The organism is Clostridium sp. Marseille-P7770 (assembly GCF_902143525.1).
Lineage (GTDB): Bacteria > Bacillota > Clostridia > Lachnospirales > Lachnospiraceae > Pilosibacter.
This window is the reverse complement of record NZ_CABFVC010000004.1, coordinates 167,064-178,701: the sequence shown is the minus strand read 5'-3', so window position 1 is coordinate 178,701 and position 11,638 is coordinate 167,064. Positions and strand designations below refer to the sequence as shown.

General features: G+C 49.2%; 11 protein-coding genes. All 11 read left to right on the top strand.

Annotation, left to right across the window (positions count from 1 at the left end):
• Positions 1-159: 159 nt before the first annotated feature.
• The 11 genes from FN001_RS11020 to FN001_RS10970 all read left to right on the top strand — a co-directional run bounded on the left by FN001_RS11020 (position 160) and on the right by FN001_RS10970 (position 11,514).
• Positions 160-1,329, top strand: coding sequence for a cation diffusion facilitator family transporter (locus tag FN001_RS11020; protein ID WP_142411853.1), 1,170 nt, complete (start codon positions 160-162; stop codon positions 1,327-1,329).
• A 178-nt stretch (positions 1,330-1,507) separates the two neighbouring features.
• Positions 1,508-2,563, top strand: coding sequence for a DUF6612 family protein (locus FN001_RS11015; protein ID WP_142411852.1), 1,056 nt, complete (start codon positions 1,508-1,510; stop codon positions 2,561-2,563).
• A gap of 297 nt (positions 2,564-2,860) precedes the next feature.
• The gene (locus FN001_RS11010) at positions 2,861-3,952 is read left to right on the top strand and encodes a glycosyltransferase family 2 protein (RefSeq protein ID WP_142411851.1); all 1,092 of its coding nucleotides are present in this window, start codon (positions 2,861-2,863) and stop codon (positions 3,950-3,952) included.
• A gap of 138 nt (positions 3,953-4,090) precedes the next feature.
• Positions 4,091-5,062 carry a hypothetical protein gene (locus tag FN001_RS11005; RefSeq protein ID WP_142411850.1) on the top strand — a complete coding sequence of 324 codons (972 nt, stop codon included), beginning with the start codon at positions 4,091-4,093 and terminating at the stop codon, positions 5,060-5,062.
• Positions 5,063-5,222: 160 nt separating this feature from the next.
• The gene (locus FN001_RS11000) at positions 5,223-5,633 is read left to right on the top strand and encodes a PaaI family thioesterase (RefSeq protein ID WP_118297454.1); all 411 of its coding nucleotides are present in this window, start codon (positions 5,223-5,225) and stop codon (positions 5,631-5,633) included.
• Positions 5,634-6,010: 377 nt separating this feature from the next.
• Complete coding sequence (rpsL, locus tag FN001_RS10995) at positions 6,011-6,430, top strand: 30S ribosomal protein S12 (RefSeq protein WP_118297453.1); 420 nt, start codon at positions 6,011-6,013, stop codon at positions 6,428-6,430.
• Between the two features lie 261 nt (positions 6,431-6,691).
• Positions 6,692-7,162, top strand: a complete 471-nt coding sequence (rpsG, locus tag FN001_RS10990; protein WP_021905592.1) for a 30S ribosomal protein S7 — start codon at positions 6,692-6,694, stop codon at positions 7,160-7,162.
• 15 nt (positions 7,163-7,177) lie between these two features.
• Complete coding sequence (fusA, locus tag FN001_RS10985) at positions 7,178-9,304, top strand: elongation factor G (protein ID WP_021905591.1); 2,127 nt, start codon at positions 7,178-7,180, stop codon at positions 9,302-9,304.
• 139 nt (positions 9,305-9,443) lie between these two features.
• Positions 9,444-10,637 carry an elongation factor Tu gene (gene tuf, locus FN001_RS10980; protein ID WP_118530051.1) on the top strand — a complete coding sequence of 398 codons (1,194 nt, stop codon included), beginning with the start codon at positions 9,444-9,446 and terminating at the stop codon, positions 10,635-10,637.
• A 175-nt stretch (positions 10,638-10,812) separates the two neighbouring features.
• Positions 10,813-11,070: a hypothetical protein gene (locus FN001_RS10975; RefSeq protein ID WP_142411849.1), complete on the top strand. Its 258-nt coding sequence runs from the start codon at positions 10,813-10,815 to the stop codon at positions 11,068-11,070.
• Between the two features lie 231 nt (positions 11,071-11,301).
• Positions 11,302-11,514, top strand: a complete 213-nt coding sequence (locus FN001_RS10970) for a FeoA family protein (RefSeq protein ID WP_142411848.1) — start codon at positions 11,302-11,304, stop codon at positions 11,512-11,514.
• The last annotated feature ends 124 nt before the right edge of the window (positions 11,515-11,638 follow it).

The following is an 11,638-nucleotide window of genomic DNA, read 5'->3' as shown; positions in this document are numbered from 1 at the left end:
CGCTGTTTGAGTATACGGAAGGTTAGAGACAGGCAACTTTTACCAGGGGATATCTGGAAGGATTTCTTTCATTTGCGGATCTTATGATGGTTCGACCTGAATTTCAGGCTTATGTTTTATAGTCTGTATGCAAAGTGCAGACTGATTGGAGTGTTTTATATGATTACAATATTATCGAGCTTATTTATAAAAAACAGAGATCAGGTCGGAGACGGCAATGTGCGCCGCGCCTACGGAATGCTCTGCAGCATCGTCGGGATCGCACTCAACGTCTGCCTGTTTGCCGGCAAGTACCTGGCGGGAGTGATCAGCGGATCGATCGCCATCACGGCGGATGCGTTTAACAACCTGTCAGATGCAGGATCATCATTTATCTCCCTGGTGGGGTTCAAATTTTCCGGCATGAAGGCAGATGCGGACCATCCGTTCGGACACGGTAGGATCGAGTATGTGTCCGGCTTCGGCGTTTCCATGATCATCATCCTGATGGGATTTGAGCTCTTAAAGACATCGGTCGGGAAGATCTTTCATCCGGAACTGGTCGAGACAAGCGCTCTGGCGGTCGGAATCCTCATTGTCTCTATCTGCGTGAAGGCATATATGTTCTTCTATAACCGTTCCGTGGGAACGAAGATCCAGTCGGAGACGATGAAGGCGACAGCGATGGACAGTATGAGTGACTCCATCGCGACAACGGCAGTCCTGGTCTCGATGGGGATCGCGTATGCGACGGGAGTCAACGTGGACGGATGGTGCGGATGTCTGGTTGCATGCTTTGTTCTCTACGCGGGATATGGCGCTGCGAAGGATACTTTAAATCCACTCCTCGGAGAGGCACCGTCAAAAGAATTTGTCGATGAGATCAAGTCCATCGTACTCGCGCATCCGGAGATCCTTGGGATCCACGATCTTGTGGTACATGACTACGGCCCGGGAAGACGCATGATCTCCCTGCACGGGGAAGTATCCGGTGACAGCGATATTTTTGAGATCCACGATGTGATCGACAGGATCGAGAAAGAATTAAAGAGAAAACTCGGCTGTGAAGCTGTGATCCATATGGACCCGATCGTTGTCAATGACGAGAAGATTAACGAGACGAAAAAAGAGGTCGTGGAGATGATCCGGGAAAATTTCCCGGGTGTCACGATCCACGATTTCCGGATGGTGCAGGGACCAACCCATACGAACCTGATCTTCGACGCAGCCGTTCCGTTCCAATATGAAAAGACAAACGAGGAAGTAAAGAAAGGGATCGCGAAGCTGATCACAGAGAAGTGGAGCAACTATTATGCGGTGATCCAGGCGGAGCAGTCGTATACGGAATAGGAAAGAAATGATAACAGAATCCTGAAGAATTACGGAAAAAAATAAATCCGACAGACAAATGAATTGCGGAAGAGAGCGGAACTTGTTATACTGTCAATAGATGCTGCCTGAAGATACAGGCGAAAAAGGTCCTGCGCCGGAAAAGCGTCCGGACGGTAAAAACAAGGAGGTCTCTCTTATGAAAAAGTGGAAAATGGTCCTGACAGCTGCGATGCCGCTTGCAATGGCACTCTCGTTCCCTGCATTTGCGGGTGAGTGGCAGGAAGACATGAACGGCTGGAAATACCAGAATGATGACGGTTCCTACTGTAGAAACGGCTGGTACTGGCTGGATGGTGATCATGACGGCTGGGCACAGTGCTATTATTTCGGAAATACCGGATATGCGATGACTGATTACGGTCGTGCGGACGGTTATGAGATCGACAAGAATGGCGCGTGGAGCGTAAACGGTGTAACCCAGGTGAAGTCGGTCCCGACTGATGTGGAAGAGAATGCTCCGGAGGCCATGGAAGTTTACGAGGAAGCGCAGCAGTTAAATGAAACGCTCAAGAGCGAAAATATCGATGTGAACTACCGGATTACAACATCTTATCTTGATGAAACTCTGGATATGACTATGGACATGAACATCAAGATGAGGGAGACGGAAGACGGAAACATCGAATTCCTCTGCGACGGAACATCCAATACACTGGGAACAGAGGTGCCGATCGAGATGTTCTATACGGGCGGCAACATGTATGTGGACATGATGGGAATTAAATATAAGCAGCCGATGTCTTTGGAAGATGCTGCAAAGCAGGCGACCCAGCTCGATATGAACCTGGGTACGGATGCGATCAAAGGTCTAAGAATGTATCAGAACGGCGATACAAAGAAACTTGCCTACAGCATCAACGAAGATAAGATCAATGAAGTGATCCAGGCGATCACCGGTGCGACAGCAGAGACATATGCGACTCTCGGTGTTGGCATGGACATGAAGGTCAACGAGGCAAACGGCGAGATGACGATCAACAAAGATGGCTACTACGAGAACATGAAGATCTTCATGGATGTTACAATGAACATTACAGATATGGAGACATCTGAGGTCGATGTGATGAACTACAAGATCGACATGAACATGGACTGCAAGAATCCGGGTAAGGAAGTTCTCTTTGAACTCCCGTCCACAGACGGATTTGAGGAGCTGAATCTTCTGGATCTGACAGGTGAGGAGCAGGAGTAAAAACGGTACATCAGTCTGGGCTCTGCGGATAGACAGCAGACGGGACAAACCTGCAATAAATACAAATGAAGAGTGAATGCCGGAAATAATGCCGGAGAAAACGGGCGCTGCCTTTGAATCCTTATGGATCCAGGCAGCGCCTGTTTATATACGGTGCGCCGGGGGCAGATGGATTCACACAATGGATTCACACAACATGAGAGAACTTTAAGAGAGCTGTCGGTATAAAATATGAAATATTCGGACAGATTTTACAGGATCTCATATATTGATAAAAAGGGACAACAGAGGGAATGTATGGCTTCTGTCAGTTTATGCATGATCGTCCGCAATGAAGAACAGGTCCTTGGAAGATGCCTTTCCTGTGTGAAAGATTTTGCGGATGAGATCATCATTGTCGATACCGGTTCAAACGACAAAACAAAGGAAATTGCGTCATTGTTTACGGATCAGATCTATGATTTTCCCTGGATCGATGATTTTGCGGCGGCGAGGAATTTTGCGTTTCAGAAAGGAACGGGAGACTATCTTTTCTGGCTGGATGCGGATGATGTGATCACGGAAGAAGAGCAAAAGAAACTGATGAAACTAAAAATGCGTCTGGATCAGGAGAAACCGGACGTGGTGATGATGAAATATGCGGTTGGATATGACGGAAGCGGAAGTCCGTCATTTTTCTTTTATCGGGAACGTCTTCTGAGAAGATGCGAAAGAGCGGTATGGAAAGGGCGGATCCATGAGGTGATCGAACCGTTTGGAAAGACAGTGCGGGAAGATATTCTGATCGAACATCGGAAGATCGGGACGGGAGATCCAGACCGCAATCTCAGGATCTTTGAAAAGATGATACGGGAGAAGGGAAAAATCGCGGGCCTGACTGCGCGTGAACACTATTATTATGGAAAGGAACTGTATTACCATAAACGATATAAAGAGGCGGCCGGTGTGTTTTTGACTTATCTGGAAAGGTCTGACGGCTGGCACATCGACCGGATAGACGCGTGCAGGCACGGGGCATTTTGCATGTATCAGCTGGGAAAGCGGGATGAGGCACTTTCTTTTCTGCTCATGGGTCTGCGGGAAGGAATTCCGGGACCGGAACTCTGCTGTGATCTTGGATGGTGGTTCTTTTCCGGAAAGCGGTATGCGGATGCGGAATTCTGGTACCGCCAGGCACTGAAAACGGGAAGATTGGCCGGGGAGGAAGGATTTATCATGCCGGAATACCGCGGGTATATTCCGTATCTCCAGCTTTGCGTATGCCTTGACCGGATGGGAGAGAGAAAAAAAGCGTGCTGGTATAACGAGCTGGCGGAACGATGCCATCCGGGGACGGAAGCGTGCAGAAAAAACCGGGAATATTTTGCACGGATCGGAATGAGAAAATAAAAATGCTGCGGCAGGATCAAGGCCGCGGATGGAGCAATAAAGAGAGCAGGAACGAATATGGACGGGCAGCATAAAGTATAGTAAACGGATATCCGGTTACGGAATATTCGTGAAAAATAAGGAGAAGGAGATTCAGATATGAGAAATATGGATTATGATCCTTATCGTGATGCCGGCTGTATAGGGGAGCGAAATCGCTGTGAAAATGGATGCCAGGGCGCGGGATGCGGCGGAAACTGCGGACGGCCGGGTGGAAACTGCTGCTGCAGAGGTCCGATGGGGCCGAGAGGTCCGCAGGGATGCCCGGGGCCGAGAGGTCCGCAGGGATGCCCGGGGCCGATGGGACCAGCAGGCCCGATGGGTCCGATAGGGCCACAGGGACCGACCGGCCCGCAGGGATTCCCCGGATATGACGGTGTGCAGGGCCCGATTGGTCCGACAGGGGCGCAGGGCCCGGTGGGAGCGACAGGAGCGCAAGGTCCGGTAGGAGCGACTGGTCCAACCGGAGCAACCGGAGCAGTAGGCCCGGCAGGCCCAGCTGGAGAGGCAGGAGCGCAGGGTCCAACAGGAGCAACCGGAGCAACCGGAGCAGCAGGTCCGGCAGGTCCGGCTGGAGCGACAGGAGCGCAGGGTCCGGTGGGAGCGACGGGTCCGACAGGCCTGGCCGGAGAGACGGGAGCACAGGGCCCGGTGGGAGCAACAGGAGCGACCGGAGCAGTAGGTCCGACGGGACCGACAGGGGCAACCGGAGCAGCAGGCCCGGCTGGAGAGGCGGGAGCGCAGGGTCCGGTGGGAGCAACAGGAGCAACTGGAGCAGTAGGCCCGGCAGGTCCGGTAGGAGCGACAGGAGCGCAGGGTCCGGCGGGAGCGACCGGTCCAACAGGGGCAACCGGAGCGGTAGGCCCGACAGGACCGACTGGAGCAACCGGCCCGGCAGGCCCAACAGGGGCGACAGGCCCAACGGGAGCAACTGGTCCAACAGGCCCGGCAGGAACTGTGACAGCGGCAGCTCCGGTCGCAGACGCGACGAGCACGGAAGATGTGGTAGCTCAGCTGAATGCCCTACTGGCAAGCCTTCGGACTGCAGGTCTTCTGGCAGTCGATGATTGAGAATGCCCGGAGAGGAGATCTACAGCCGGATCTCCTCTCCGGTTCTTGCATGGAAGAACTACATATGATAAAATGCAGTCGGAGACAGCAGATGAACATGCGTGTTTCATGACAGCAGAAAACTGCGCAGCACGTTATGACAGAATTTCAGGAGGCAGAAATGAGTGAAAAGATACAGTACGGGATCGATCCGGACGAATATGTAAAAAATAATCCCTTTATGGAATATACGAATATGAAAATCGAAAAGATCTCACCGGAGTGCAGCGAGATCAGCATGAAGATCACACATGGCGTCACAAACCTGATGGGAATGGTACATGGCGGAATGCTCTACGCACTCGCAGATGTGGTCACGGGACTGACGGCGAGAGCAGATGGAAAGAAGTATGTGACTCAGAGCGCACATGTGAATTTTATCCGGAACGTATCGGAGGGGACTGTCCATGCGAAGGGGATCCTGGTCCGCCGTGGCCGTACGATCACGATCGTGCGGAGTGAGGTGACAGATGAGAAAGGAAATCTCCTTGCAGATGTGACGGTGGACATGTTCTGCCTGGGAGAAAAATAATAGTAAGAAAATACTGTGAACGGCAGCATGGTACTGGACCATGGATGCGGTACCTGACAACACAGGCGCATGCCCGGGATGTGCGGCTGTGGAATGGGGCAGGAAACGGATGATCCCGAGAGATAAAAATGATGGAAAATCCGCTTGGAAAACAGACAAAAACAGCAAAAATCACAAAGGTTAAAAATGAGACAACTCATCCAGGCGTGTCATGGTCGGAAAATGCCGTATTTTCAAAGAAAATTTAAGGTTTCACCTTGACATGCGGAAAATCTCTGTATATAATAATGGGGCGTGCATCGGGTACGTCCCGTTTTTTTGCGCGCATAAAGGCTGAAAGCAGCAACCAACAGTCAATATCACAGGAGGTGAAAAGAATGCCAACATTTAACCAGTTAGTAAGAAAAGGTAGAGAGACTGCTGTAAAGAAATCTACAGCTCCGGCACTCCAGAAAGGATACAATTCCCTTCATAAGAAAGCCACAGATACATCTGCTCCGCAGAAGAGAGGTGTATGCACAGCTGTTAAGACTGCAACTCCTAAGAAGCCGAACTCCGCTCTTAGAAAGATTGCCAGAGTACGTCTTTCCAACGGTATTGAAGTAACAAGCTATATCCCGGGTGAGGGACATAACCTTCAGGAGCACTCCGTTGTTCTGATCCGTGGTGGTCGTGTTAAGGACCTTCCGGGTACCAGATACCACATCATCAGAGGTACTCTTGATACTGCAGGCGTTGCCAACAGAAGACAGGCTCGCTCCAAGTACGGCGCAAAGAGACCGAAAGATAAAAAATAAGGTTATTACAAAGTAATAACTGCTACTCAAATGTAGCGCAGCGGAGTTCAGGTATTCCGTCTCAAGCAGAACGGTCAATAGCTTGAACAACCGCAAGAGGGATCACTAACAGGAATAAAGTGAATGCAGATAACGCATATTAGTGCCGGTGGTATTTGACCTGTGGTTGCAGGAAATAGATAGAAAACCGCGCGCGAACACATTTTATGGAAACATGTGAGTACCGATGATATAATTTTTATAATTAAGGAGGGAAGTAACGTGCCACGTAAAGGACATACTCAGAAAAGAGACGTATTAGCAGACCCGCTTTACAGCAACAAAGTTGTAACCAAGCTGATCAACAACATCATGCTTGATGGTAAGAGGGGCGTTGCTCAGAAGATTGTTTACGGCGCTTTCGAAGAGGTCGCTGAGAAGACCGGTAAGGACGCTGTAGAAGTATTCGAAGAGGCTATGAACAACATCATGCCGGTTCTCGAAGTTAAGGCAAAACGTATCGGTGGTGCAACATACCAGGTACCGATCGAGGTTAAGCCGGAGAGAAGACAGGCATTAGGCCTTCGCTGGATCACTCTCTATTCCCGTAAGAGAAGCGAGAAGACCCAGGTAGAGAGACTTGCAAACGAGATTATGGATGCAGCTAACAACACAGGCGCATCTGTAAAGAAGAAAGAGGAAATGCATAAGATGGCTGAGGCTAACAAGGCATTTGCTCACTACAGATTCTAATAGGAGGAAAAATCCTTGGCTGGAAGAGAATATCCGTTAGAGAGAACCAGAAATATCGGAATCATGGCTCATATCGATGCTGGTAAGACAACAACGACAGAGCGTATCCTTTATTATACTGGTATTAACTATAAGATCGGTGATACTCACGAAGGTACAGCTACCATGGACTGGATGGAGCAGGAGCAGGAGAGAGGTATCACAATCACATCCGCAGCTACGACTTGTCACTGGACACTCCAGGAAAAGACAAAGCCGAAGGCTGGCGCACTTGAGCACCGTATCAACATCATCGATACACCAGGCCACGTAGACTTCACTGTTGAGGTTGAGCGTTCCCTCCGTGTACTTGATGGCGCTGTCGGCGTTTTCTGTGCAAAGGGTGGTGTAGAGCCGCAGTCTGAGAATGTATGGCGTCAGGCTGATACCTACAATGTACCGAGAATGGCATTCGTCAACAAGATGGATATCCTTGGTGCAAACTTCTACGCTTGTGTAGATCAGATCCGCAACAGACTTGGCAAGAATGCAATCTGCATTCAGCTCCCGATCGGTAAGGAAGACGAGTTCAAGGGAATCATCGACCTGTTCGAAATGCAGGCTTACATCTACAACGATGAAAAGGGTGATGATATCTCCGTAACAGACATTCCGGAAGATATGAAGGATGATGCAGAGCTTTACCACAGCGAGCTCGTTGAGAAGATCTGCGAGCTTGATGATGACCTCATGATGCAGTATCTTGAGGGTGAAGAGCCGACCGTTGACGAGATGAAGAAGGTTCTTCGTAAAGCTACATGTGAGTGTGATGCAGTTCCGGTATGCTGCGGTACAGCATACAGAAACAAGGGCGTACAGAAACTCCTTGATGCGATCATCGAGTACATGCCGTCTCCGCTTGACATCCCGCCGATCAAAGGTGTTGACCTTGAGGGCAACGAGGTTGTTCGTCATTCTTCCGATGATGAGCCGTTCTCCGCACTTGCATTCAAGATCATGACAGACCCGTTCGTAGGTAAACTTGCATTCTTCCGTGTTTACTCCGGTACAATGAATTCCGGTTCCTACGTATTAAATGCAACAAAAGACAAAAAAGAGCGTGTTGGCCGTATTCTTCAGATGCATGCAAACAAGAGACACGAGCTTGACAAGGTTTACTCCGGTGATATCGCCGCTGCAGTTGGATTCAAGTCCACAACAACTGGTGATACAATCTGTGACGAGCAGCATCCGGTAATCCTTGAGTCCATGGTATTCCCAGAGCCGGTTATCGATATCGCAATCGAGCCGAAGACAAAAGCCGGACAGGATAAGATGGGCGAGGCTCTTGCAAAGCTTGCTGAAGAGGATCCGACATTCCGTGTTCATACAGATACAGAAACAGGCCAGACAATCATCTCCGGTATGGGTGAGCTTCACCTCGAGATCATCGTTGACCGTCTCCTTCGTGAATTCAAGGTAGAGGCAAACGTTGGTGCTCCGCAGGTAGCTTACAAGGAGACAATGACTAAGGCTGTTGATGTAGACAGCAAGTACGCGAAGCAGTCCGGTGGTCGTGGTCAGTACGGTCACTGTAAAGTACACTTCACACCGATGGATCCGAACGGCGAAGAGACATTCAAGTTCACTTCTTCCGTTGTCGGCGGTGCTATTCCGAAGGAATACATCCCGGCTGTCGGCGAAGGTATCGAGGAGGCTACAAAGGCTGGTATCCTTGGCGGATTCCCGGTACTCGGCGTAGCTGCAGATGTATACGACGGATCTTACCATGAGGTCGACTCTTCCGAGATGGCATTCCACATTGCCGGATCCATGGCATTCAAGGATGCTATGGCGAAAGGCAATCCGGTACTTCTTGAGCCGATCATGAAGGTTGAGGTAACAATGCCTGAGGAGTACATGGGCGACGTTATCGGTGACGTTAACGCACGTCGTGGACGTATCGAGGGTATGGAAGATATCGGCGGCGGCAAGATGGTTAAGGCATATGTTCCGCTTGCTGAGATGTTCGGCTACTCCACAGACCTTCGTTCCAGAACACAGGGTCGTGGTAACTACTCCATGTTTTTCGAGAAGTACGAGCAGGTACCGAAGAGCGTTCAGGAGAAGATCATCGCTGAGAGAAAGGGCGCTGCGAAATAATCCCACGGGATTATTTCCGGTTTCCTCTTGCATATAGCAAGAATAGGCTTGAAAAACTTTTTCGAATAGAATATAATAGTATTCAGCCTAAGTTAAATATAATAGCCCAATGGGCGCAAATTAAGGAGGACGTTTTAAAATGGCAAAAGCTAAGTTTGAAAGAACCAAACCGCATTGTAACATTGGTACCATTGGACACGTTGACCATGGTAAAACAACATTAACAGCAGCAATCACAAAAGTTCTTGCAGCAAGAGTTGCAGGTAACACAGCTGAGAACTTTGAAGATATCGATAAAGCTCCGGAAGAGAGAGAGCGTGGTATCACAATCTCCACAGCTCACGTTGAGTATCAGACAGAGAAGAGACACTATGCACACGTTGACTGCCCAGGCCATGCTGACTATGTAAAGAACATGATCACTGGTGCTGCTCAGATGGATGGTGCTATCCTCGTTGTAGCTGCTACTGATGGTGTTATGGCTCAGACAAGAGAGCACATCCTGCTTTCCCGTCAGGTAGGCGTACCGTACATCGTAGTATTCATGAACAAGTGCGATATGGTTGACGATCCGGAGCTTCTTGAGCTCGTAGAGATGGAGATCAGAGACCTTCTTAACGAGTACGAGTTCCCGGGCGATGACACTCCGATCATCCAGGGTTCCGCTCTTAAGGCTCTTGAGGATCCGAACGGTCCGTGGGGCGACAAGATCATGGAACTTATGGACGCTGTAGATAGCTACATTCCGGATCCGGTTCGTGACACAGATAAGCCGTTCCTTATGCCGATCGAGGATGTATTCACAATCACAGGTCGTGGTACAGTTGCTACAGGCCGTGTAGAGCGTGGTACTCTTAAACTCAACGATGAGGTTGAGATCGTTGGTATTCACGAGGAGACTCGTAAGACAGTTGTAACTGGTATCGAGATGTTCCGTAAGCTCCTTGACCAGGCTCAGGCTGGTGATAACATCGGTGCTCTTCTTCGTGGTGTTCAGAGAACAGAGATCCAGAGAGGTCAGTGTCTTGTTAAACCGGGTTCCGTAACCTGCCACAAGAAATTCACAGCTCAGGTTTACGTTCTTACTAAAGACGAGGGTGGCCGTCATACACCGTTCTTCAACAACTATCGTCCGCAGTTCTACTTCAGAACAACAGACGTTACAGGCGTTTGCGAGCTTCCGGAAGGTACAGAGATGTGCATGCCGGGCGACAACGTTGAGATGACAATCGAGCTTATCCATCCGGTAGCTATGGAGCAGGGTCTTCGTTTCGCTATCCGTGAGGGCGGCAGAACTGTTGGTTCCGGTAGAGTTGCTACAATCATCGAGTAATTAATTCGAAATTTAATATATAGTATCTCCGTGAGATATTTGTGTCCAAGCGTAAGAGACCCGCAGAACTTTGTTCTGCGGGTTTTTCTGTTATTTTGAACGTGCAATCGATGATTGTATTCGAAACAATATACTGAGGAGCTTCTTGATCAAAAGCAGAGCGGAGGTGTTAAGGATGTTCCTTTTTGAGTATGACCAGGAGAAACATATTCGTCAGGAAAAAGATGAGTCTCGCGAGGAAGGCAGAAAGGAAGGTATAAAGGAAGGTATAAAGCTGGGACGAGCAGAGGGGCTTGAGCTTGGTGAGATCCAGATGTTGGTAAAGCAGATTCAAAAAGGCCGGATTACGATGGAAGAAGCGACGGAAGACGCAGGGATGACAGTGGAAAAGTTTACAGATGCGATGGAGCATGTTATGTCACAGCTGATATAGAAGATAAGAGTGTATCTGTCCAAAATGCACATAGATAAAGAAGGAGTGTTGTTTCATAGAGCGTGAAAAGATTATCTGTCCCTAACTGGTTTTATGCTTGACTAACCGATAGTTTGAAGAGTATCCTGTAAAAGAAGATACAAAAAGAATAATGCAGAGAAAGATGTCAGACAATATATAGCGAACATAAAAGGAAACTTATTGTAGAGTATAGAATCAGGGGGCGTAATCATGCAGACTTTATCAACAGCGAAATCCGGGGAACGGTACACGATTAAATGGATGCTTGGAAATCAGCAGGTGATGGATTTTCTGCACCGCCATGATTTCTGCGAGGGGAATCCGGTTGACGTGATCCAGCAGAACAATGACTGGATGATCATCGGAAATGATGGATGCAGACTTGCAATCGGATGCGAGGTTGCAGACCGGATCCAGGTGTAAAAGAAAGTAAAAGAGTGAGAACGGCGGTTGGAATTTCGATCATGAGATCGGATAGATCCGGCTGCCGTTTCTCTATGTGTAACGGAATGAGAAGAAAACCATATTTATGTGGATCCAAGGTGCC